Source organism: Rhizobium sp. BK251 (assembly GCF_004345245.1).
In the GTDB taxonomy this organism is placed as follows: domain Bacteria; phylum Pseudomonadota; class Alphaproteobacteria; order Rhizobiales; family Rhizobiaceae; genus Rhizobium.
Genome location: NZ_SLUQ01000001.1, coordinates 380,221 through 404,093 on the forward strand (window position 1 = coordinate 380,221; position 23,873 = coordinate 404,093).

The following is a 23,873-nucleotide window of genomic DNA, read 5'->3' on the forward strand; positions in this document are numbered from 1 at the left end:
CGGTGCTCTACGCGTCGGCCGGAGCCTCCCGCGCACCCGGAACGGCCGTCGCCTCGTCGAAAGTCCCGTCGACCTGGCGCTTCGGCTTGATGAGCGGTTCGGGTCGAACGGGCTGGGAGAACAGCATGTCGCGTCCGGCCTGCAATCCTTCTGCGGCCTGAAGGACAAGCCGCTGCTCGTCACGCTTGCGGATATCCTCACTGATGGCGATCGCCTTCTGCTCGGCCACGCCGAGAGCCTCCAGCGTTTTCTGGCCGAAGAGCAGGCCGGATTCCAGCGTCTCGCGCAATTCGTAGTCAACTCCGCGACCCCGCAGCGCGATCGAATGGATGCGGTCATAGGAACGGACGAAAAGCCGGGCATGGGGATAATCCGCCTGCACAAGCTCGATCACCTTGTCTGTGATCTCCCGCCGGTGCGTGCAGACTACGACGATCTTGGCGTGATCAATGCCCGCCGCACGCAGCACCTCCTTGCGCGTGCCGTCGCCGAAATAGATGCGGAAACCGAACGAGGCGGCCTGGCGGATGCGGTCGGCCGAAAAGTCTATGACGGTCACGTCGCGTCCGCCGGCAAGCAGGATCTGCGCAGCGATCTGACCGAAGCGGGAGAAGCCTACCATCAGCACGTCTGCACCGGCGCCTTCGAAATCCTCGTCGAGCTGCTCCTGCTTGTTGCCGACAAGCAGGCGCTTGGAAAGGGCAACGCCGAGGGGAGTCAGCGCCATCGACAGGGTGACGATCGCGACGAGGCGCGACGCGGTGCTGGCGGTCAGCAGACCGGCGCCGCTCGCGGTGGTGAACAGCACGAAGCCGAATTCACCGCCCTGCGGCAGGAGAAAGGCAATGTTGATCGCCTCGTCATGGCTGGAGCCGGTGACCCTGCAGATGCAGTAGATGATCACTGCCTTGACGATCATGATCACCGGCACGGCAAGCACGATGAGCAGGATATTGTCGATCAGTACGTCGAGCTCCAGCGAAAGCCCAACGGCCATGAAGAAGATAGCGAGCAGCACGCCGCGGAACGGCTCGATGTCCGCCTCGAGCTCGTGGCGATAGGAGGATTCCGCCAGCATCACGCCGGAGAGAAAGGCGCCCATCGCCATGGAAAGGCCGGCGAGCTGCATCAGCGTCGCTGATCCCATGACCACGAAAAGGGCCGCCGCAATCATCGCCTCGCGCGCGCCGGTCCTTGCGATGATCTGGAAAAGCGGCGTGAGGAGATAGCGTCCTGCGATGATCATCCCGGCGACCGCTGCAACCGCTACGGCGAAACCCTGGAGGGGCGAAGCGGTCTCGGCGCCACCGTCCAGGATCGTGATCAATGCCAGGAGCGGCACAATCGCCAGGTCCTGGAACAGCAGCATGGAAAAGGAACGCTGTCCGTAACGCGTGTTGACGTCGCCCTTCTCCTCCAGGATCTGCATCGCGAAGGCCGTCGAGGAAAGAGCAAGGCCGAATCCTGCGATCACGCTGCCGCGCCAGTCCATGACGCCCGACAGATAACACAATCCCGTGAGCGCAAGCCCAGATAGGACCACCTGAGCTATCCCAAGGCCGAAAATGTCGCGGCGCATCTGCCAGAGCCGCGTCGGCTTCAGCTCCAGGCCGATGATGAAGAGCAGAAATACGACACCGAGCTCGGCAACGCCGAGAACCTGATCGCCGTCGCTTATCCCGTGCAGGATCGGCCCAATGACGATGCCCGCGGCCAGATATCCAAGCACCGTGCCAAGGCCCAACCGCTTGAAAATAGGGGCGGCCACGACTGCACCGCCGAGCAGCAGCAGGGTTTCGGAAAAGAGAGCATTCTGGGCTGACATGTCTGACATTCTTTCAGCGGAGAGGCGCCGCGGGAGGATATGGGGTAGGAATCGGCAATCCCGCCCTTGATGCTTCAGTTAGTGCACAATAAATGGAACGGGAAGGAAAGGCCAAAATGATGTCTTCTGAAATCGATTCCGCCACACTACTTTCCCGTGCAAGCCAATTGATCGACCTCGCCCTCAAGGCGGGTGCCGATGCCGCAGACGCAGTTGTCGTGCGCTCGCGGGCGCATTCGGTCAGCGTCCGCCTTGGCAAGGTCGAGGGGACCGAATCCTCCGAAAGCGACGATTTTTCGTTGAGGGTCTTCCTCGGTAAACGCGTCGCGAGCGTTTCGGCCAATCCCGGCTTCGATCTCACAGCCCTTGCCGAAAGGGCTGTCGCCATGGCGAAGGTCTCCCCGGAGGACCCCTTCGCCTGCCTTGCCGACGAAGCCAATCTGGCGCGCTCCTATCCCGACCTGCAGCTCTTCGACCCGACGGAAGTCTCCGCGGATGCCCTCCGCGAAGCTGCGCTGGCGACCGAAGCGGCCGCACTTGCCGTTTCGGGTGTGACGAACTCCTCCGGCGGCGGCGCTTCGGCGGGCATGGGCGGGATGGTGCTTGCCACCTCGCACGGCTTCCAGGGCAGCTACATGGGCTCGCGGTTCGGGCGCTCCGTCAGCGTCATCGCCGGCGAGGGCACCGGAATGGAGCGCGACTACGATTTCGACAGCCGCCTCTATGCGGCCGAACTCGATGCTCCCGAGGATATCGGCCGCCGCGCCGGAGAGCGGGCGGTCAAGCGGCTCAATCCGCGTCAGGTGGATACCGGCAAGAACGTGACCGTTATCTTCGATCCGCGTGTCGCGCGCGGTTTCGTCGGGCACATCGCGGGCGCCATCAATGGGGCGGCCGTTGCCCGCAAGACGAGTTTCCTGCGCGACCGCATGGGCCAGCAGGTCCTGAAGGCGGGCTTGAACATCACCGACGATCCGCTGGTCGTTCGTGGCCCCGCCTCCCGTCCCTTCGATGGGGAGGGCGTGTCCGGCGAGCGTCTCGTCATGATCGAGGACGGCGTGCTGAAGCACTGGTTCCTCTCGACGTCGACGGCGCGGGAGATCGGCATGGAGACCAACGGCCGCGGCGTGCGGGGCGGAACCTCGGTGACGCCTGCCTCGACCAACCTTGCTCTGGAACCTGGGGATGTCTCTCCGGAGGATCTGATACGCTCCCTCGGCACCGGCTTCTACGTCACCGAGCTCATCGGCCAGGGCGTGAACATGATCACCGGCGAATACAGCAGGGGAGCAACCGGCTTCTGGATCGAGAACGGCGAGCTGACCTTCCCGGTCTCGGAGGTCACGATTGCCTCCAACCTCAAGGACATGTTCATGCGCGTGACGCCCGCGAACGACATCGACCGCAGCTTTGGCGTGGCAGCGCCGACGCTTGCCATCGAGGGGATGACGCTCGCCGGGCGCTGAGACATGAACGGATGATTGGATGAGCGAAGTGGAAAGTTCCGGCTGGCAGCGCGATCTTGCGCTTATCGCCGATGCGGCACGGCAGGCAGGCAACGTCGCTCTGGAGTATTTTCGTCGATCACCCGAGGTCTGGTGGAAGAACGAGGGCCGTTCACCGGTCAGCGCTGCTGATTTCGCGGCCAACGAGGCACTGGAATCGATGCTGCGGAGTGCGAGGCCGGATTACGGCTGGCTGTCCGAAGAGACCGAGGACGGCGACGATCGGCTGTCGCGCGAGACGCTGTTCGTCGTCGATCCGATCGACGGCACGCGTGCCTTTCTGGCCGGCCTCGATACCTGGTGCGTCAGCGTTGCCGTCGTCCATCGCGGCAGACCAGTCGCCGGTGTCCTCAATGCCCCGGCATTGGAGGAGGCCTACAGCGCGGTTGAAGGCGGCCAGGCCCTGAAGAACGAGGCGCCTGTGACCGTGTCGCAGCGGCAACCGGGCGAAGTCTGCCGCCTTGCTGCCGCGGAGGATGTCGTTGCCTCCTTTGCACCCGATTTCCGACGCCAGGTCGAACGCGCCAAACATATTCCCTCTCTTGCCTACAGGCTTGCCATGGTCGCCGACGGGCGGCTGGAGGGCACGTTCGTGAAACCTAATTCCCACGACTGGGATCTCGCTGCCGCCGATCTCATCCTCGAATGCGCCGGCGGCCATCTGGTGGATCTCGTAGGAAACCGCCTCGTCTACAACAAACCCGACGTGAGCCACCGCAGCCTCTGCGGCGCCTCGGCTTCAAGTCTGCCCGAAATATTGCTGCAGTTGACAAGTCGAAGAGCCAGTTGACCTTTCGGTCAAAATCCCGCAGATGATGAGGGGGGAGGAAAGAAGAAGAAAGAAAGTCCGATGACGGAAACAAGCGGCAAAAAGCAGCTATTGCATCTCGTATTTGGTGGTGAACTCGCGAGTTTGGATGACGTTCAGTTCCGCGACCTGAAAGACCTCGATATTGTCGGAATATTTCCCGACTATGCGAGTGCGCTGACCGCCTGGAAGGCAAAGGCGCAGCAGACCGTGGACAACGCCCACATGCGTTATTTCATCGTACACATGCACCGCTTGCTCGACCCGCAGGACAAGGCTTCCGGTCAGGGCTGACTCCCTCGATAACTTTTCAGCCGGCCCGTCAAAGGTTCGGCGGGCCGGGGGCGCATGGATAGTGCGTCGGTATTTTTGACTCATTCTGTTAGCAATAATCGGTCATCTCCGACCATGGGCGGTATTCTGGGAATTGATGCGATGAGGCACAGTGCGTATCGGAGGCAGTTCATATGAGCGGCCGCGTGGCGCGCGTCGCGCTGGGAACCTACCGCCTTGCGGGAATGCTGGCCTATCCGGTCATCGGCCCCTATCTCGCCTATCGGTCCGCCAAGGGTAAGGAAGATCGCGCCCGCCGGCTCGAGCGTTTCGGCTATGCCAGCGCCAACCGGCCGCAGGGGCCGCTCGTCTGGTTCCATGCCGCAAGCGTGGGCGAGACGAATGCGGTCACGCCGCTGATCCGCGAGATACGCCGGCGCGACATCAATGTCATTTTGACGACCGGCACGACGACCTCGGCAAAGCTTGCCAGCGACCGTCTGGGCGAGGAAGCCATCCACCAATACGTGCCACTGGACATCAAGCCTGCCGTTGGCCGTTTCCTGGATTATTGGCAGCCCGATTGCGCGATGATTGCGGAGTCGGAGATCTGGCCGATGACGATCATGGAACTCGGCCAGCGGCGCATTCCCCAGATTCTCGTCAATGCCCGCATGTCCGACCGTTCGTTTGCCCGCTGGCAGCGCCGGCCCGCGATCGCCGAGGCGCTCTTCGAGAACATGGCGGTCGTCGTGGCCCAGTCGGACCTCGACGCAGAGCGCTTCCGCGATCTCGGAGCAATGCAGGTCTCCATTTCCGGCAACCTCAAGGTAGATACCGACGCGCCGCCCTATGACGCTGCCGTCTTTGCCCGCTACAAGAAGCAGATCGGCGACCGCAAGACCTGGGCAGCCATCTCTACCTTCGAGGGAGAGGAGAACGCGGCTGCAGTCGTGCACCGGACGCTCAAGGAGCGTGACGCGCAGCTGACCATCATCGTGCCGCGCCACCCGGAGCGTTGCGACGATATCGAGCAGATGCTGACGGCGCAGGGCCTCAAGGTCGCCCGTCGCACACGCGACGACGTGCTTTCCCCCGATGTCGATGTCTTCCTCGGAGACACCATCGGCGAGATGGGCCTTTACCTGCGGATGACCGAGGTTGCCTTCGTCGGCCGTTCGTTGTTTGCCCAGGGCGGCCAGAATCCCCTGGAACCGGCCATGCTCGGCTGCGCCATCCTTTCCGGCGGACAGGTACAGAACTTCCGCGACGCCTATCAGAAGCTCGCGCGCAACGGCAGCGCCCGCATGGTGCGCGACGTCGAGATGCTCGCCAAGGGCGTCCACTATCTCCTGACCAATGACGAGGTGCGCCACGGAATGATCGATGCGGGGATCGCCACCGTCCACGAAATGCGCGGCGCGCTGTCTTCCACGTTGAAGAGCCTCGAGCCCTATATCAATCCGCTGACCGTCAAGGCGCGACTTCTGCCGAAGACCATGGCGCAGGGCTGAGGCGTCTCGATGGTGGTCATGGGGCGGCATCCGGAGATCGGCGGAATACTGTTCGACAAGGACGGAACGTTGCTCGACTACGATGCGAGCTGGCTGCCCGTGAACCGTGAGCTTGCCCGCATTGCCGCAAGAGGGGACGCCGCGCTCGCCGACCGATTGCTCCTCGCCTGCGGCATGGACCCGCAAACCGGCCACATCGTGCCGGACAGCCTGCTCGCCGCCGGCAATACGCGCCAGATTTCCGACGGGCTGGTCGCGGCGGGATCGCCGGTCCCCACGGACGAATTGACCGAGCGTCTCGATGCGCTCTTTGCCGATGCCGCGCGTTTCTCCGTGCCTGTTACCGACCTCGCCGCATTCTTCAGGCGGATGCATGAACGCGGCTACAAGCTCGGCATCGCCTCGAGCGACAACGAACTCTCGATTCGCCATACGGCCGAGCGCTTCGGCTTCGCCGACTATGTCGACTATATCGCTGGCTACGACAGCGGCTTCGGCACGAAGCCGGAGCCCGGCATGGTGCTGGGCTTCTGCGCTGCGACTGGCCTGCAGCCCTCTGAGGTCGCCGTCGTCGGCGACAACAACCACGATCTTCATATGGCGATGAGCGCCGAGGCGGGATTGCGGATCGCCGTACTTACCGGCACGGGCTCGCGCGAATCGCTTGCCGATGCCTCGCATTATTGCCTCGATGACATAACCGCGCTCGAAGGCCTCTTGCCCGGAGTGGGCTTTGCGACTTCTCCCTAAGGGCTTGCTTTTTCGCACAGACTGCCGTTTGCTTGCACCAAGTCGAATATTGGGGGCTCTGCTGTCTGCCGCTGGAGAAGATCGCGTACAGGGGAGCGGGACGGCAAGATGATATCCGAAGCACCACCTTTCTGGTGGGCGAAGCCCGACTGGCGCGCCTGGGCTTTGTCACCGGTTTCCTTCATCTACGGTCGCATTGCCGGACATCGCATGGCTCATGCGCGGCGTGCGTCCGTGCCCGTGCCTGTCGTCTGCGTCGGTAACTTCACGGTCGGCGGTGCGGGCAAGACGCCGACGGCTCTGACGCTCGCCCGCGCGGCCCGGGCGAGGGGGCTGAAGCCCGGCTTCCTCAGCCGCGGCTATGGCGGACTTCTGGACGTGACCACCGTCGTCGACCCTGCTCATCACCGCGCCTCGGCGGTCGGCGACGAGCCGCTGCTGCTCGCCCGCGAGGCACTCACGGTCATCTCCCGCCGGCGTGTCGAGGGGGCGCAGCGCCTCGTCGAGGAAGGCGCCGATATCATCATCATGGATGATGGCTTCCAGAGTGCACGGCTCGCGATCGACTATGCGCTTGTCGTCATCGACACGGTGCGCGGCATCGGCAATGGCCATATTGTGCCGGGTGGCCCGGTGCGAGCCCCGATCCGCCAGCAGTTGCGATATGCGACCGCGCTGCTGAAGGTCGGGCAGGGCAACGCCGCCGACGCGATCGTCCGCATGGCCGCACGCGCCGGCAAGCCGTTCTTCGGTGCTACGCTCAGGCCCACCCGTCAGGACGACCTGAAGGGCAGGCGCGTCCTTGCTTTTGCGGGGATCGCGGATCCCGGCAAGTTCTTCCGGACTGTCGAGGAGCTGGAGGCGGAAATCGTCGCGCGCCGTCCCTTTGGCGACCACCAGCATCTGACCGATGACGAAATCGATGAAATCCTGACCGTTGCCGACCGCGACGGGCTGGAAATCGTCACGACCTCGAAGGACTTCGTGAGACTCGCGGGCGCACATGGCAGGGCGCAGGAACTGCTGCAGCGCTGCCGCGTCATCGAGGTGGAGATGGCCTTCGTCGACCATCGCGCGCCGGACCTGATCATCGAGCGCGCGATTGCCTACTGCCGCGAGCGGCGGTTGCGGGAAAACCGGAAGAAGGATTGACCTGACGCTGCTCGGGGTCGGGCGGATGTAGGATGTATCAGCGCTTCTGCGTCGGCAACACGCCGGCAACCTTGTCGGCCTCCAATGCCGAGGCGACATCGGCATAGGGTTCCTGCCTGGCAACGCTCCAATAGCGCAGCTCGTCGAGCGGTATCTGCTTGCCGGTCATCGCGCAGACGACATAGGCGCCGGGCATCAGGATCTGGAAATCGCCGTCGAGATACCGAATCTTCGCCTCGCGGTTTCCGTGTCCTTCGAAAAGATTCATGCCTTCCATCCTCTAATGCATGTCGCTCAAAACGGCGCAGCGGTCCTGCGGCAACGACATGCATGAAAATACTAGTCTAAAGCCTGTCACATGTCAGCCATACTCTGTGACCCGCCGGATTTCCAGCATTTTAGAGTAGGATGCGCCGCTGCGGAAAACGGCTGATCTAGCTGCGCCCGAAGAGCCGTTCGATGTCCGAAAGCTTCAGCTCAATGTAGGTCGGCCGGCCGTGATTGCATTGGCCGGAGCCGGGTGTCACCTCCATCTCGCGGAGCAGCGCATTCATTTCCTCCGGCCTGAGGCGCCGTCCGGAGCGCACGGAACCATGGCAGGCCATTGTGGCGGCCACGTGTTCCAGCCGGGCGGAAAGGCTTGATGCCGTGTCCCATTCGGCAATCTCATCGGCAAGCTGGCGTACGAGCCCCTGTGCATCGACCTCGCCGAGCATGGCGGGCGTTTCACGCACGGCGACGGCGCCGGGACCGAAGCGTTCGATGGCGAGGCCGAGGTCGGAAAGCCCCTGCGCATGAACCATCAGCCGGTCGCAATCCTCTTCCGGCAAGTCGACGATCTCGGGGATCAGGAGCACCTGCGAGGGCAGCCGCGCCGCATTGAGCGCCTTGCGCATCGCCTCGAAGACAAGGCGCTCGTGTGCGGCATGCTGGTCGACGATGACGAGCCCGTCCTCGGTCTGGGCGACGATGTAGTTCTCGTGGAGCTGGGCGCGGGCAGCACCCAGGGGAAAGCGCTGCACGACCTCTGGTGTCGGCTGCAGCTGTGGCGGCGGAACCCGCTCTGCCCGTGCCGTCGGGGCGGCGAGCCCGTCGAAGGAGGCCTGCAGGCGCTCCCGCAAGCCCGTCTCCGGCTCGTGGGGGCGATAGGGAGATGCTGCGGCCGTCCAGTTGCCGGGTGCAGGCGGGCGGTAGGCGGGCTGGAAGCCGGTACGGAAGGACCGCATCATGCCGCTGGCGCCGGTTGTCGCCGCCCGATCGCCCTCGCGGGAAAGCGCCTCGCGGATCGCACCGACGAACAGGCCGCGAACGAGCCCGGGATCACGAAAGCGGACATCGGATTTTGCCGGATGCACGTTGACGTCCACCAGGGCCGGATCGAGCTTCAGCGAAAGTGCGGCGACCGGATAGCGCCCGGCCGGCACGGTCTCGGCATAGGCGCCGCGGATTGCCGAAAGGATCAGCTTGTCCTGCACCGGACGGCCGTTGACGAAGGCGTACTGATGAGCGGAGTTGCCGCGGTTGAAGGTCGGCACGCCGACGAAGCCTGTAAGCTCCACATCCTCGCGGGCCGCGTCGATGGCGATCGCGTTGTCGCGGAAATCCTTGCCCATGACCTGCGCCATGCGGGCCAGATGGTCATCTCCGGTTGCAGCGAACTCCAGCGTCTGCCTGTCGCTGCCCGAGAGCACGAAGCGCACCTTGGGAAACGCGATTGCCATGCGCTTCACCACCTCGGTAATCGCGGCGGCTTCCGCCTTCTCGGTCTTCAGGAACTTCAGCCGCGCCGGTGTCGCGAAGAAGAGATCGCGGACCTCGACGATGGTGCCGGGATTGGTGCCGGCGGGCCGCAAGCCGCGCATCTTGCCGCCTTCGACTGAGATCTCCGCACCGCCGGCGCCATCGGCGCGCCTGCTCGAAATCGTGAGCCGCGCCACGGAGCCGATCGATGGCAGCGCCTCGCCACGGAAGCCGAGCGTGCGGATATCGTCGAGCGTCTCGTTGATCTTGGAGGTGCAATGCCTGCGGACAGCGAGCTCCAGGTCCTCTGCGGTCATGCCGCAGCCGTTGTCGCTCACCCGAAGAAGGCCCTTGCCGCCGCCCGCCGTGGCGATCTCGATACGCGTCGCGCCTGCGTCGAGCGCATTCTCGATGAGCTCCTTCGCCGCGCTTGCCGGCCGTTCGATGACCTCGCCGGCAGCGATCTGGTTGATCAGGGTTTCGGAGAGCTGTCTGATTGCCATGTTGCCATTTTCGAGGATTCGCGGCGTCGAGGAAAGGGGCAGGGGCGCGCGCATCCACTCAAATAAGTCCCTGTTTCGAAACCAGCCAGAGGCAGGTCCGAATTAATCACGCCTTAACATTAAGATGGCAGTTTCGCATATACCTTTAGTAGCATCTTGAACCGGACAAAATGTGGAACCTGGGCGAATGACGGCCGGCTCTGAAATGGCTGCGAATCCTCCGGCAGACGGCTGGGAGCCTACCGGCACGGCCCTGCAGCCGGCGTTCCTCGATGCCGTGTCCGAGGGCATGTCCGCCGCCTTCATCGCCTATGACAGGAACGACCTCGTCCTCTTCACAAGCCGTCAGCTGCTCGGCTTTTTTCCCGTGCCGGCGCATTTCCTGAGGCATGGCACCCGCCTGCGCGATCTTCTCGGAGCAATCTTTGACACCGGCGTCGGCCAGCAGCGCAATCCGGCAAAGGGTGCGAACCCCATGTCGCGCGACGACTGGATATCGCAGAAGATCGCATCGCACTGGCGCGAGCGCTACGAGGAGGTGGAGCGCCACGGCGCAGACCGCTGGATCCGATTCGTGAAGCGCCGCCTGCCGGGCGGCTATGGCCTCTGCGTCATCTCGGATATTTCCGAGGAGAAGAAGCGCGAGGAGCAGTGGCGGGCGGATCTTGAACGCGTGCAGCTGACGGAAGACATCCTCGACAACCTTCCCTTTCCGCTTTTCGTCAAGGATCGCAACCTGAGCTATGTCGCGGTCAACAAAGCCTTCTGCGAGAAGCATCAGGTCGGCGCGGACGAAGTGCTCGGACGCAGGAGCGCCGATATTTTCTCGCCCGACGTCGCGGCGCGCTACGAGGAAAGCGACCGGCATGTCATGGAGACCGGCGAAATGTCCGTCGCGCGCCATCGACAGATTTCGCGGGACGGCATCGAGCGAGACGTCGTCAGCCGCAAGCACCGCATCGGGAAGCCGGGCCGCTATTTCCTGGTTTCGACGGCGCAGGAGCTGCCGCGGGACGGCGGCGACGTCGAGGAGTTCAACCTGGCTTCCGCCGTGACGGTGTCAAACCGCCAGTCCTACAGACGCGCCTATGTACCGGCTCGCGCGCCGGGCGAGGAAGTCCGAAATCCGCCGGCTACCGAAGCCGTTTTTCCGGAGAGCTTCTCCGGCAAGAAGGTGCTGATCGTCACGGACGATCCCGCAGCCGACACGATGGCGGTGAAGACGCTCGCAAAATATGGATTCGAGGCCTGTTCCGTCCACAGCGACAGCGAACTCGAGGCCTTCCTCGAGGTGGCGTCGTCCGCGGGCGTCGCGCTCGATCTTATCATCGTCGACAACCAGATGGGCATGCGTTGTCTCGAACTCGGCGAGCGCTATGGCATCACTGCGCTGGTGCTCGATGGCTTCCAGATGGCCAACGAGATCACCTTTCTCGTTGCGCGCCATTTCAACCGCGTCAATCGCGGCGCGGCCGATGGCGAGGCCACGAGCGCCGATTGGGAAATCACCACCGGCGAGGAGAACGGCGGCCTGCAGGTCCTCGTCGCCGAGGATAACGACATCAACCAGATCGTCTTCTCCCAGATCCTCGAGGGCCTCGGCTATCGCTACATGATCGCCTCGACGGGCGACGAAGCCGTCAGGCTATGGAGCGAGCATCGGCCGCAGATCGTGCTGATGGATATTTCGCTGCCGGGCTTCAATGGCTTCGAGGCAGCCCGTCTCATCCGGCAGATGGAAGGCGACGGATCGCAGACCCCGATCGTCGGCGTCCTCACCCAGGCCTTCGAACGCGACCGCAGCGAATGTGCGCGAGCCGGAATGAACGACGTCATCATGAAACCGGTCAGTCCCGACATCCTCCAGGCGCTGTTCGACAAGCACCTTTCGCCGGAAGTCGCCCAGGCACGCGGCTGACCGGAATCTCGCGTCAACTCCCAAAATTTCAGGATCTGTATCGTTGCCGGATCCATACTTCTCCTATCGATTTATTAAACTTTGATCCCCATCCTGCCGGCCAGGTGGAGGAAGAGGTCTGATACCGGATATGAAGTCGGCGGAAATACCATTGGTGCCAGTCAGTCAGGACGAGCTGCAGGCGATGGCCTATACGGACCCGCTGACGGGGCTCGGCAACCGGTATCGCATGCGCGACAAGGTGCGACTGCTGTCGGCGGAACGCGCGAGCGATCCGGCACCCTTCACGATCGGTATTGCCAATCTTGATTCCTTCAAGCCGATCAACGACCTTTTCGGCTCCGCCGCCGGCGATGAAATCCTCTGCCAGGTCGCCCACCGGCTGAAGGCCTGCATTCCGGACGGCGCAATCGTCATCCGCCATGGCGGTGATGAATTTGCCTTCGTGCTGCCGCTGGTCTTCGAGCGTGCCGGCGCGGAGAAATTCGGCCAGATGATCCGCGAAGTCCTCTCCGCTCCCTATGATCTCGGCGACCGCAACGTTCGTCTCTCCGCTTCTTTCGGCTTTGCTATCTATCCCTTTGCGGGCGAGGAGTTCGAGGACCTGCTGAAGAGCGCCGAGACCGCGCTTTACCGCTCCAAGCGTCGCGGACGCGGCCAGATCACCGTCTATTCGAAGGAGATCGCCCTCGAGATGAGGCGGGCGACGCAGCTCGAGCAGGCGCTCCGCAACGCGATCATCTCCGATGCCATCGACGTCCATTTCCAGCCGATCGTCTCGCTTTCCAACAGTGTCGCAGTCGGCTTCGAAGCCCTCGCGCGCTGGAGCGATCCGGATCTCGGCTTCGTTTCACCTGCCGTCTTCGTGCCGCTGGCCGAAGAGCGCGGCTTCATCGATGCCTTGTCGGAAACCCTGCTGCGCAAGGCGGCGGAGGCAGCGCTTTCCTGGCCGCGGGAGCTCTTTCTCTCCTTCAATCTCTCCTCGGTCCAGCTGATGGACCCTGGCACCACGAACAGTATCCTCGCCATTCTCGGGCGTGTCGGCTTCGATCCGCACCGGCTCGAGCTCGAAATCACCGAGACGGCGGTGATGAGCTCGGCGGATACGGCACACCGCATCCTTTCCGACTTGCGCCAGGCCGGCGTGCGCATCTCTCTCGATGATTTTGGAACCGGGCAGTCGAGCCTCGGGCGCCTGCGCGACTTCATGTTCGACAAGATCAAGATCGACCGCGCCTTCGTCTCCCGCATCAATTCCGACCGCGCCTCGGAGCATATCGTCAAGGCGATCCTCGCCATGTGTGAAGGCCTGGACCTCGAAGTCGTCGCCGAGGGTATCGAGGACTATGCCGAGGCTGTGAAGCTCCGCGCCCTGGGCTGCGGCATGGGACAGGGCTACTACTTCGGAAAGCCTGCGGATGCCATCGCGACGCTCCGGTATCTGCAGGAAAAATACTACGATTTCGGCGCGACGGATCGCGTCCCGGCCTGACCGCATCAGCTGGTCCTCGCCACCTCTTCTCCTCCTTCTCAAAAGACGCACGGGGGCTATTGCGCGCCGCCTCTGGGCATCGCAATCGCGCCGCTGCTGCGCAATGATCGGCGGCGGGGGGACCGACGGCTGCAATGAAAGGCGAGACATCCATGACCACGTCGAAAGATCCGTTGCTTCAACCCTTCCAGCTGAAGCATCTGACGCTCAAGAACCGGATCATGTCGACGGCGCACGAGCCGGCCTATTCCGAAGGCGGCATGCCGAAGGATCGCTATCGCCTGTATCATCGGGAGAAGGCCAAAGGCGGCATTGCGCTCACCATGACGGCGGGCTCGGCCGTCGTATCGCCGGATTCCCCGCCCTCTTTCGGCAACCTGCATGCCTACAGCGACGAGATCGTGCCCTGGCTGAAGAGGCTGGCCGAAGACTGTCATGAATACGGCGCGGCCGTGATGATCCAACTGACCCACCTCGGCCGCCGCACAGGCTGGAACAAGGGCGACTGGCTGCCTGTGCTCGCCCCGTCGCCGATAAGAGAGCCGGCGCATCGCGCCTTCCCGAAGGAGGCCGAGGACTGGGACATCGAACGCATCGTCGCCGACTATGCGGACGCTGCACAGCGCATGCAGGCGGCCGGTCTCGATGGCATCGAGTTCGAGGCCTACGGCCATTTCATGGACGGTTTCTGGTCGCCGGCCACCAACCGCCGCGAGGACGAATTCGGCGGATCGCTGGAAAACCGCATGCGCTTCTCCTCGATGGTGACAGCGGCGGTGCGCAAGGCCGTCGGGCAGGATTTCATCGTCGGTATCCGCATGGTGGCCGACGAGGATTGGGAGAAGGGGCTTTCCCGCGACGAGGGCATCGAGATCGCGCGGCGCATCGCTGTCTCCGGCGCGATCGATTTCCTCAACATCATCCGCGGCCATATCGATCATGATGCGGCCCTGAACAATGTCATTCCCATCCAGGGCATGCCGGCTTCCCCGCATCTCGATTTTGCCGGCGAGGTCCGCGCTGCGACCAAATTCCCCGTCTTCCATGCCGCCCGTATCGGCGATGTTGCGACTGCCCGTCATGCGATCGCCGAAGGCAAGCTCGATATGGTCGGCATGACCCGCGCCCATATCGCGGATCCGCACATCGTTCGCAAGGTGATCGCAGGCGAGGAGGCGCGCATCCGGCCCTGCGTCGGCGCTACCTACTGTCTCGACCGCATCTACGAGGGCGGCGAGGCGCTCTGCATCCACAATGCCGCCACCGGGCGCGAGGCGGAGATGCAGCACGACATCACGCCGGCGGCCGCGCGCAGGAAGGCCGTGGTCGTCGGGGCGGGTCCGGCCGGTCTCGAGGCTGCGCGCGTGCTGGCCGAGCGCGGCCATTCGGTCAATGTCCTGGAGGCGACCGGCAAGGCCGGCGGCCAGGTCAACCTTCTCGTACGCAATCAGCGGCGCAAGGAGATGATCGGCATCGTCGACTGGCGCCTTGCCGAACTGGAACGCCTGGGCGTGCCGATCCATTACGACACCTATGCCGGTGCCGACGATGTCCTCGCCTTCGAACCCGATCTCGTCGTCGTCGCCACCGGCGGCATCGCCCAGTCGCCGGAGCTCGATGGCGGCGAGGAGCTGGTAACGTCGAGCTGGGATATCCTGGCCGGCGCGGTGAAGCCGGAAGGATCCGTCCTGCTTTTCGACGATAACGGCGGCCATCCCGGCATGTCGGCGGCGGAAGTGATCGCAAACGCAGGCGCCGACCTTGAACTCGTATCGCCCGAGCGTTTCTTCGCGCCGGAAATGGGTGGCATGAATCATGTGCCCTATGCGAAGGCCTTCGCCGAGAAGAAGGTACGCGTGACGATCAACACTCGCCTCAAATCGGTGCGTCGTTCGGGAAACGGCCTCGTCGCAGTGCTGGGATCGGACTTCGCAGCCGACACCGCCAGCGAACGGCATGTCTCCCAGGTCGTGGTCGAACACGGCACGATGGTCAATGCCGACCTCTATCTCGAGCTGAAGCCGAACTCGCGCAATCTGGGGGCTGTCGATTACTCGGCGCTGATTGCGCGCCGGACGCCGCTGCCCGCCAGGAACCCGGAAGGACGGTTCGACCTGATCCGCATCGGCGATGCCGTCGCCAGCCGGAACGTCCATGCAGCGATCTACGACGCGCTGAGATACTGTTCGTTGCTGTGATCACAAAGACAAGCGGCGACGTTGGTTTCCCAACGCCGCCGCAGCGCCTGCACCTCCCAAAGGGGGCTTAGTTATTGGTGGTGGACGACGTCGAGGTATTGTCCGTCGGCATCGTACCCGTTGTTGCAGGCGCGCGTTCCGCAGACTGCATTGCAAGCGTCTTGAATTCCGGTGCGGCCTTCAGTGAGTCAGCCGTTTCGGAGGTCGTCAGCTTGACCGTGCCGTCCTGCGTATTCTGCGCGACGGCAATCTTGTCCATTGGAACGGCGACGTTCTTCTCGCCGATGCCAAGGAAGCCGCCGACACCGACCACTGCGGCGACAAGGCCGCCTTCCTTCTGCATGATCAGGTCGTTTACGCTACCGATGCTCTCGTTGTTCGAGTTGTAAACCGACTGGCCGATATAGGTGTTGGCGCTGATCTGGTCAGCCGACTGTTCGGTCAGATAGCTGCCTGGGGCCGCCGGTGCCTGGGCCGTATCGGTCGACGGAGCCGCTGCCGGTGCCTGCGCGTTGTCGGCCGGAAGGGCCGGAGCAGGGGTAGCGGGCTGCGTGGCCTCGACCGACGGGGCGGGTTCGGCCGGCGTCGTGGCGCTCTGTGCGAATGCTGCCGGAGCAAGTGCCGTTGCGAACAGCGCACCTGCGGCAACCGTGGTGAGGAGTTTGCTGGTCATATTGAACCTACCTTTCAATCAGATCGTTGATCCTGAGCCCGGAGATGCGTTCACTTTGAGCATCGTGTTCCGAGCCGGTTCGAAAGGGAAATGGGTCAACCAGCAATTGGTTCCGACAAAAAAACGGGCAATTTTTCTCGTATTAGCGGAACTTTTTCGATGAACTAACTTCAAGCGAAGCCCATAAAACGAGAAAGCGCGGCCTTGTCGCCGCGCCTTCAATGTCAATGTGGTCCACTGGAAACTAGATCTTGTACGGCGGATCGAATACGCCCCTGACGGTCACGCCAAGCTCAAAGAGGGAGCCGGCCTGCGGCTGTGCGGAGCGGGCCGTGTCGTCCAGTCCTTCCCACGCGGTGGTGACGACGAGCCGGTTCGCATCAGGGCCAATGAACGCCGGGCAGGAGGGCTGCATCGCGGGCACACGGTAGCGGGCGATGCGCAACCCGTCGGGGCTGTAGCGATCGACGAAGCCTGCGCCCCAGCGGGCGTTCCAGATATAGCCGTCGGCATCGCAGACCGAACCGTCGAGACCGCCAGGATCATCCATGCTGTCGACCATGACGATCGGTTCGCCCGCCGGCAGGCCGGTCTGCGGATCGACCATGACCCGCATGAGCTTGCTGATACGGGTATCGGTGAAATAGCCGATCGTGCCGTCAGGAGAGAAGCAGATGGAGTTCGGGATGCTGATGCCGCTGAATATCCGCGTCACCTTGCCGCCGGCAACGTGATAGATCGCGCCCGCCTGCATTTCGGCGTGCCTGCCCATGGTGCCGATCCAGAGAGCCCCGGAGGGATGGGTGCGCCCGTCATTGGACCGGTTTTCCGGCTTGTCTGCTTCGAGCGCGGCATAGAAGGTCAGATTGCCGGAGGCGGTATCGCGCACGAACAGCCCCTCGTCGGTCGCAAGCAACTGCCGCTTGGCGTCGATCCGGGCAAGTACGCTCCCCATCATCGGCAGCGCATGAACCGTGTTCTTTCCCGTCGCCAGAGCGAGTTCGTGCAGTTCCTTGCCGATGATGTTGAACCACCAGACGGTATTCGTGTCCGGATCGTAGGTGGGACCCTCGCCGAGCACGGAAGCCGTGTCGCAGAGAATCTTGCCCTCGAAGTCATAAATCTCCGTCATTCCCTCACGCTCCTATGGCTGCATCATAGGCGTAAATGGTCGTTCTGGCGCGCTCGGCAACCTCGGCGGCGGTCAATCCGGGCTTGTAGAGGCTGGTGCCGAGGCCGAAGGCGAGGATGCCGGCCTTGGTGTAGTCCGCGAAGTTCTTGTCAGAAACGCCGCCGACCGCCGCAATCACGAGTTCCGGCGGCAACACTGCGCGAATGGCGGTGATGCCGGCAGGTCCGATCACGCTTGCCGGAAAGAACTTGAGGCCCGTCGCGCCGGCGCGTGCGGCGGTAAGCGCTTCCGTCGCAGTGAAGACGCCGGGCATCGTCACCATGCCACATACCCTTGCGCGAATGATGACGTCGGCATCGACATTGGGTGTGACAAGGAGCTTTCCGCCCGCAGCATCGAGCCGGTCGACGTCCTCCACGGTCAGAACGGTGCCGGCACCGATCAGGCATTCCGGCGGAGCCATCTTGGCCGCAATCTCGATGGAGCGAAACGGATCGGGCGAGTTGAGCGGGATTTCGATCGCCGTCAGGCCGTTTTCGATCAGCGTTCCGACGATGCTTTCGGTCTCCTCCGGCTTGATGCCGCGCAGGATGGCGATCAGGGGGCGCTTCATGGAGGGAAAGGGGATGCGGGTCATGCGCTTTTGCTTTCTTCATCTGGCCAGATCGCCTGGGCCGCGGCGGAAAGGCCACGGCGAACGACGGCATCGGCATCTATTGCATTAAAGGAAAGGGAAAGGTGGCGGAAGGCGGTTTCATAGAGCGCCAGGAGTCGGCCGGAAGCGATCAGCGTGATGCTGGCATCCTTGCCGGCAGTCGAAAGCGCTCCGGCGATCTCGAGGCCGATCAGCGTCCCGGAGATGCGCGCTTGTGCTGTCGCGGCGCCGGAGCCCAGCAGCAACTGGCCCGCGCGCGCCGTGAAAAGGAGATTGGTCGCAAGCGCCGGCCGCTCGAAGGCGGCGGTGACTGCGGCCGCGAATGCTGCCTCGTCGGGTGCCGCGTCGGCGGCGCCGGCCACAGCATGCGAAAGGATCGTGTGTTTCGTGATCACGTCGAAGAGTTCGCCGGTCATGAAAGTGGAGAAGCCGGTGACGACGCCGTCCAGCACCCGCACCCATTTGCAATGCGTACCCGGCATGCAGACGATCTGCTCACCGCTGCTCGTGGCGCCAAGCGCACCGAGAAGCTGCGTCTCCTCGCCGCGCATGACATCGGGCCTGTCCGGGTTGCGCTGTGCGATACCGGGCAGGATACGGACGTCGCGCGCCTGGCCGGGCACGCTGGCGGCGCCGGCGAGCACGGTCCCGAGCGAGGTCGGCGTGTCTACATAGCCTGCCTCGACCCAGCCCTGGCGGGCGCCCGCCATGCCGCAGATGATCACGGGCAGGGTGGCCGGCGCCTCCACGGCGTCGAGATGCGATTGGAGGACGCGCTCGAAACCGAGTTGCGAGGCAGTCGTCATGCCCTCGTTGCTTCGCCGTTCGGCGAGAATGCCGCCGCGACTGCCGACGAGCCACAGCCGAAAGCTGCTCGTGCCCCAATCCACCGCGACATAAGCGGGTATTTCCATCAGAAGATGCCTCCATCGACGATTATGGACTGCGCGGTCATGCCCGCTGCAGCACCGGATGCTAGAAAAAGACAGGGTCCCACGAGCGACTCTGGAGTGAGCACCTGCTTCAGGCACTGGCGATCGACCATGCGCGCGATGCCTTCCTCCGTGAGCCAGAGCTTCATCTGCCGCTCGGTCGCGATCATGCCCGGCAGGATGCAGTTCACCCGGATGTTGTCCGGCCCGAGCAGGCCGGCCATGCTGCGTGTGAGACCGATGATCGCCGCCTTGGCCGTGGCATAGGCCGGCAGTTCCGGCATGTTCAGCAGGAAGGCTATCGAGGACATGTTGATAATGGCGCCGCCGCCCGCCGCCTTCATCGAGGGCACGACTGCCTGGGAGACAAAGAAGACGTGCCTCAGGTTCGTCGCGTGATTGTCATCCCAATATTCCGGCGTGACTTCGTCGAATTCGTGCCGGTCGTCGCGGCCCGCATTGTTGACCAGCACGCGGATCGGCCCCAGCCTCTCCGCGACCACGTTCACCGCGCTTCGAACTGCATCGATGTCGCGCAGATCGGCTTTCTGGAAAAGCACGGGATGGGCCGCTTGCGCCGATAGGCGCTCCGCAAGCGCTGAGCTCTCCATCTCCGCGATGTCGATGAAGGCAACCTTCGCGCCTTGCTGCGCGAAGCCTTCGACAAGCGCCGCGCCGATCCCCGAACCACCGCCGGTGATGAGCACGGCCCGGTCCTTGAGATCCGGAAACTGGGCGAGCGTTCTGCTCACGTCCATATTTATCCTCCCGGCGCCGACCTTGCTTTGTGGTCGACCAATCGTTCCATTATTTGGAACTCTATTTGACTATATGGAATTATCGAGCTAGGCTCCCTTCATTGTCAAGGTGAAATGCGGTCGCATGCGGGAAGCCCGCCGCCCGCGCGAGGCCTCGGCGCGAAAGGAACAAAATGAAGGAAACGGGAACGCTCGGCAAGCTCGTGTCCCTCCTCGATCTGGTGGCTGCCGCCGACGGGCCGATGCGCTTCACCGACATTCTCGCGGAGGCCGATCAGCCGCGCGGCACGCTTCATCGCCAGCTCGGCCATCTCGTGGAGGAGGGGCTGCTCGAGCTCGATGCTGATGCGAGATATGTGCCCGGCATCCGCCTTCTGGAACTGGCGTCGCGGACCTGGGCGCGCAGCGAGCTGCGCCTGGTGGCCGAGCCGCATCTTAGGAGCCTTCAGGAGCAGACCGGCGAGACAGTGCATCTTGGCGTCCTGCGCGGCTCCGAGATCATCTATCTCGACAAGGTCGAGGGGCGTCAGGCGGTTCGCATGTACTCCCAGATCGGCAACGCCTCGCCGGTTTATTGCACGGGCGTCGGCAAGGCGGCTCTCTCGGTTCTCGATGCGCCGCGACTCGAGGCCGTCGTCGCCGCTCTGGAGCTTACTGCCTTTACGGAGCATACCCACCGTTCCGCCGCATCGCTCCTGACCGACATCGAAGAGACCCGCCGCCGGGGCCACGCCTTCGACTGCGAGGAGCATGAGATCGGCATCCGCTGCGTCGCCGCCCCGGTGTTTTCCGCCGAGCGCTCCTTCATCGCCGGTATTTCCGTCACGGGCCCGGCCTATCGTGTCACGATGGAAAAATTGGATCTCTGGTCGGGCCTGGTGCGGCTGACGGCAGAGGGCGTCATGCGCGACATGAGGATGCGCCTCGGCCCGCGCTGGTAGATGCCGGGGCAAGCCGGGCGGATCAAACCAATGTTGGGCTCGCCAGCCTGCCCGGCAGGGAATAAAGTTGAACCTTGGATTATCTTTGGGGAGGTGTTGAGAAATTTCGGCGAATCACCCTTCTTGGAGCGGCTGCTTATTTTCGCGGCAATCGTAGGCGTAGAGACCCGGCCTGTTTTTCGGGTAGATGATATTTTTCGAATTAATGCAGTTTTCCGTGCAACCGGCTGGCGGGAACGCACGTTATGCGATTATGGTCACGGGCCTGCCGCCTGTTCGAGGGCTTCGGGCCGCGGCGGGGAAGAGCGCCCTGTATATTGAAAGTGAAGTAGCGGGACGATGGCACCAATACAGCAACTGGGAAAATCCGTACCCGGAGACCACTTTGCGGGTGAAATAGCGGGCCTGAAGACGCAATTCGACATCTTCCGATATATGAAGCGCCTGACCGAGGCTTTCCGTTGCCGCGCCTTCATGGTGTTCAACCTGCCGCCTATCACTTCCCTCGAGCTGCAGAGCAATTCGGTCATCAGCAGTTGGCCGGCGGAACTGCTTGCCCTCTACGACCAGGAGGGCCTGCTGGTGAACAGTCCGGTCGTCCGCCGGCTGAGGAATTCGACGCTTCCCTTCTTCTATGACATCGCGACCAGCACGAGCGATCGGGACGACGGCAAGGGCAACCTGGTGAGTTCCCTCTTCGAGCGCTTCAAGATGCAGCGGGCTGGCTATTTCCCGGCGCATGATGCTACCGGTGCGCGCGGGGCAGTCTCCTTCGCGGGAGATCGGGAGGCGTTCACGCCGCAGGAAATGATGGAACTCAACTACATCTCCGTCCACATCTTTGACAGGCTTGCCGAGATAAGAAGCATGGACGTCCGCGTCACCGACAGCCTGACGGACCGGGAGATCGACTGCCTGAACTGGACCGCTGCCGGCAAGACGAGCGCGGAGATCGCCGATATCCTCAGCCTGTCCGAGCACACGGTCAATCACTACCTGAACCGTGCGACCAAGAAGCTCGATACCGTCAACCGCACCCAGGCGGTGGCCAAGGCCCTCAGGGTAGGGCTTATAAAGTAGCCTGCCGCCGGCTTCGTGCCGCGCATTGTTGCAGCTGTGGGACAAGTGTAAGAATTGTGCAGAATTTTGTGCTCCGCACAATTATTGGGCTGGCGCTGCATCGGCCCAAGAAGCGGGCATTTGTCGACATAGACAGTCAAGCCACTGAAAAGCAAACAGAAAATTTTCTCCGTTGCATCTGGCACGGTTCCTGCAACGCAATATGCAGAGGTCCAGAGGGGACTTTAACGTCAGCGCCGAATAACGGCGCGAAACAAGAGCCGTCGTTCGTATCATGAAAGCCGCTTTCTCCCGGCTGAGATACGAGCGGCGGCTTTGTCATTGTCCGGTGAGCCTTTCCTGCACTGCTGCGATGCAGGAATAGTCCGGGAACCGCGAAACCGTGATCCCGCATGCCACTTTCCAGCGTCTGCACCTCTTTTTGGTTGGCGAAGCGGCTGCGCTTTACTATCTAAGCTGAAATCGCTCAGTGAGGATGGAATGACCGAGGTCACCAGGGAACAGATTTTTGAAACGCTGAAAACGGTGCGTGGCCCGGATCTCGAGCACAACATCGTGGAACTCGGCATGGTTTCCGATGTGTTCATCTCCGACGCAAAGGTCTATTTCTCGATCACCGTGCCCGCCGAGCGCGCCAACGAACTCGAGCCTTTGCGGCTTGCCGCCGAGCGGGTGATCAAGGAGATGCCCGGCGTGAAGGGCGCGCTGGTAACGCTGACCGCCGACCGGAAGGCCGGTTCGGCGCCTGCCGCACCGCCGCGTCCTGCGCCGCAGGCGGCTCACGGTCATGCGCATGCCCATCCTCATCAGCCTCCGCGCACGGGCAAGATCGGTGTTCCCGGCATCAAGGCGATAATTGCGGTGGCTTCGGGCAAGGGCGGCGTGGGCAAGTCCACGACCGCGGTCAATCTCGCCCTTGGCATGGTGGCGAACGGGCTGCGCGTCGGCATCCTGGACGCCGACATCTACGGGCCTTCCATGCCGCGTCTCCTGAAGATTTCGGGCCGCCCGACCCAGATCGACGGACGCATCATCAATCCGATGGAGAATTACGGGCTGAAGGTCATGTCGATGGGTTTCCTCGTCGACGAGGAAACGGCAATGATCTGGCGCGGTCCGATGGTGCAGTCGGCGCTGATGCAGATGCTGCGTGAAGTCGCCTGGGGTGAGCTCGACGTGCTCGTGGTCGACATGCCGCCGGGCACCGGCGACGCCCAGTTGACCATGGCGCAGCAAGTACCGCTCGCCGGCGCCGTCATCGTCTCGACCCCGCAGGATCTTGCGCTGATCGACGCGCGCAAGGGGCTGAACATGTTCCGCAAGGTCGAGGTTCCGGTGCTGGGGATCGTCGAGAACATGAGCTACTTCATCGCCCCGGATACCGGCGCACGCTACGATATCTTCGGCCATGGCGGGGCGCGGCGCGAGGCGAGCCGCATCGGCGTGCCGTTCCTCGGCGAGGTGCCGCTGACGATGAACATTCGTGAGACTTCGGATGCCGGGACGCCGGTGGTCGTGTCCGACCCGGAGGGGATCACCGCCCGCATTTACCGTGACATCGCTGCCAAGGCATGGGAGCAGGTAAGTGGCCTGCCTCAGCGCGAGGCGCCGGCGATCGTCTTCGAATAGGGGCCAGCGGATATTTCCTGATCCCCTAAAATGAGGGGAAAGTGCGGCGAAACAGCCGTGTTGAAGTAATCTCTCTTGATTATTTCAGCACTTTGCTGCATATGCGCCGCCGTCATGTCGGCGCCTCTCGGCCGATGCGAGAGAGGGCAGTCCGTTTGAACAGGTCTCCGGTTCGTCTACGTTGTGGAGTCCGGCTTTGACCGACGGGCTGGTGCTGAACATGAGACTATGGCCGAAGCGTGGCCGGAGTTGTATGAACCTTTTTTCATCTGCCACAGTTAGCGTCCCGATGGAGCAGCAGGCTCGGCAATCTGCGCTCCCCGGTCGATCTGATATCGGCGTCCGCTTTCGGGCCGGCGACCGTATCATGGGAAAGGCTTGCCATGTACATTGCT

Annotated in this window: 20 protein-coding genes; 12 read left to right on the forward strand and 8 right to left on the reverse strand. The window is 63.1% G+C overall.

Annotation, left to right across the window (positions count from 1 at the left end):
- Nucleotides 1–7: 7 nt before the first annotated feature.
- Nucleotides 8–1,825, reverse strand: coding sequence for a monovalent cation:proton antiporter-2 (CPA2) family protein (locus tag EV286_RS01790; RefSeq protein WP_132955283.1), 1,818 nt, complete (start codon nt 1,823–1,825; stop codon nt 8–10).
- A 119-nt stretch (nt 1,826–1,944) separates the two neighbouring features.
- On the opposite strand from EV286_RS01790, the gene EV286_RS01795 reads away from it, so the two are divergent.
- The 6 genes from EV286_RS01795 (at nt 1,945) to lpxK (ending at nt 7,827) form a co-directional block, all read left to right on the forward strand.
- Nucleotides 1,945–3,291, forward strand: coding sequence for a TldD/PmbA family protein (locus EV286_RS01795; protein WP_132955702.1), 1,347 nt, complete (start codon nt 1,945–1,947; stop codon nt 3,289–3,291).
- 19 nt (nt 3,292–3,310) lie between these two features.
- On the forward strand, nt 3,311–4,120 hold the full coding sequence (locus tag EV286_RS01800; RefSeq protein WP_132955284.1) for a 3'(2'),5'-bisphosphate nucleotidase CysQ: 810 nt from the start codon (nt 3,311–3,313) through the stop codon (nt 4,118–4,120).
- Nucleotides 4,121–4,180: 60 nt separating this feature from the next.
- Entirely contained in the window at nt 4,181–4,432 is a 252-nt protein-coding gene (locus tag EV286_RS01805; protein ID WP_132955285.1) for a DUF4170 domain-containing protein, read from the forward strand.
- Nucleotides 4,433–4,605: 173 nt separating this feature from the next.
- A complete protein-coding gene (gene waaA, locus EV286_RS01810) occupies nt 4,606–5,925 on the forward strand; it encodes a lipid IV(A) 3-deoxy-D-manno-octulosonic acid transferase (protein ID WP_132955286.1) in 1,320 nt (439 codons plus the stop codon).
- An 18-nt stretch (nt 5,926–5,943) separates the two neighbouring features.
- A complete protein-coding gene (locus EV286_RS01815; RefSeq protein ID WP_132955287.1) occupies nt 5,944–6,675 on the forward strand; it encodes an HAD family hydrolase in 732 nt (243 codons plus the stop codon).
- Between the two features lie 108 nt (nt 6,676–6,783).
- Complete coding sequence (gene lpxK / locus EV286_RS01820) at nt 6,784–7,827, forward strand: tetraacyldisaccharide 4'-kinase (protein WP_132955288.1); 1,044 nt, start codon at nt 6,784–6,786, stop codon at nt 7,825–7,827.
- A gap of 37 nt (nt 7,828–7,864) precedes the next feature.
- On the opposite strand, the gene EV286_RS01825 is transcribed toward lpxK, so the two are convergent.
- Nucleotides 7,865–8,095: a DUF2093 domain-containing protein gene (locus EV286_RS01825; RefSeq protein ID WP_132955289.1), complete on the reverse strand. Its 231-nt coding sequence runs from the start codon at nt 8,093–8,095 to the stop codon at nt 7,865–7,867.
- Between the two features lie 166 nt (nt 8,096–8,261).
- A complete protein-coding gene (gene mutL, locus EV286_RS01830; RefSeq protein WP_132955290.1) occupies nt 8,262–10,070 on the reverse strand; it encodes a DNA mismatch repair endonuclease MutL in 1,809 nt (602 codons plus the stop codon).
- Nucleotides 10,071–10,275: 205 nt separating this feature from the next.
- Between mutL and EV286_RS01835 the strand changes: the two genes are divergently transcribed.
- From EV286_RS01835 to EV286_RS01845, 3 genes are all read left to right on the forward strand, one after another.
- Nucleotides 10,276–11,988: a response regulator gene (locus EV286_RS01835; RefSeq protein WP_245500598.1), complete on the forward strand. Its 1,713-nt coding sequence runs from the start codon at nt 10,276–10,278 to the stop codon at nt 11,986–11,988.
- Between the two features lie 130 nt (nt 11,989–12,118).
- Nucleotides 12,119–13,480 carry an EAL domain-containing protein gene (locus EV286_RS01840; RefSeq protein WP_132955292.1) on the forward strand — a complete coding sequence of 454 codons (1,362 nt, stop codon included), beginning with the start codon at nt 12,119–12,121 and terminating at the stop codon, nt 13,478–13,480.
- A 152-nt stretch (nt 13,481–13,632) separates the two neighbouring features.
- A complete protein-coding gene (locus EV286_RS01845; RefSeq protein WP_132955293.1) occupies nt 13,633–15,678 on the forward strand; it encodes an NADH:flavin oxidoreductase in 2,046 nt (681 codons plus the stop codon).
- 67 nt (nt 15,679–15,745) lie between these two features.
- Here EV286_RS01845 and EV286_RS01850 read toward each other — a convergent pair whose 3' ends face one another.
- The 5 genes from EV286_RS01850 to EV286_RS01870 all read right to left on the reverse strand — a co-directional run bounded on the left by EV286_RS01850 (nt 15,746) and on the right by EV286_RS01870 (nt 19,822).
- On the reverse strand, nt 15,746–16,351 hold the full coding sequence (locus tag EV286_RS01850) for a PRC-barrel domain-containing protein (protein ID WP_132955294.1): 606 nt from the start codon (nt 16,349–16,351) through the stop codon (nt 15,746–15,748).
- A gap of 244 nt (nt 16,352–16,595) precedes the next feature.
- Complete coding sequence (locus EV286_RS01855) at nt 16,596–17,483, reverse strand: SMP-30/gluconolactonase/LRE family protein (protein WP_132955295.1); 888 nt, start codon at nt 17,481–17,483, stop codon at nt 16,596–16,598.
- A gap of 4 nt (nt 17,484–17,487) precedes the next feature.
- A complete protein-coding gene (locus EV286_RS01860) occupies nt 17,488–18,120 on the reverse strand; it encodes a 2-dehydro-3-deoxy-6-phosphogalactonate aldolase (RefSeq protein ID WP_132955296.1) in 633 nt (210 codons plus the stop codon).
- Nucleotides 18,117–19,052 carry a 2-dehydro-3-deoxygalactonokinase gene (locus tag EV286_RS01865; RefSeq protein WP_132955297.1) on the reverse strand — a complete coding sequence of 312 codons (936 nt, stop codon included), beginning with the start codon at nt 19,050–19,052 and terminating at the stop codon, nt 18,117–18,119. The genes EV286_RS01860 and EV286_RS01865 overlap by 4 nt, the downstream gene beginning before the upstream one ends.
- Nucleotides 19,052–19,822, reverse strand: coding sequence for an SDR family NAD(P)-dependent oxidoreductase (locus tag EV286_RS01870; protein ID WP_132955703.1), 771 nt, complete (start codon nt 19,820–19,822; stop codon nt 19,052–19,054). The genes EV286_RS01865 and EV286_RS01870 overlap by 1 nt, the downstream gene beginning before the upstream one ends.
- Nucleotides 19,823–20,001: 179 nt before the next feature.
- On the opposite strand from EV286_RS01870, the gene EV286_RS01875 reads away from it, so the two are divergent.
- From EV286_RS01875 to EV286_RS01885, 3 genes are all read left to right on the forward strand, one after another.
- Nucleotides 20,002–20,769 (forward strand): IclR family transcriptional regulator, encoded by a 768-nt coding sequence (locus EV286_RS01875; RefSeq protein ID WP_132955298.1) that lies wholly within the window; start codon nt 20,002–20,004, stop codon nt 20,767–20,769.
- Between the two features lie 339 nt (nt 20,770–21,108).
- On the forward strand, nt 21,109–21,849 hold the full coding sequence (locus EV286_RS01880) for an autoinducer binding domain-containing protein (protein WP_132955299.1): 741 nt from the start codon (nt 21,109–21,111) through the stop codon (nt 21,847–21,849).
- A gap of 480 nt (nt 21,850–22,329) precedes the next feature.
- The gene (locus EV286_RS01885) at nt 22,330–23,478 is read left to right on the forward strand and encodes an Mrp/NBP35 family ATP-binding protein (protein ID WP_132955300.1); all 1,149 of its coding nucleotides are present in this window, start codon (nt 22,330–22,332) and stop codon (nt 23,476–23,478) included.
- The last annotated feature ends 395 nt before the right edge of the window (nt 23,479–23,873 follow it).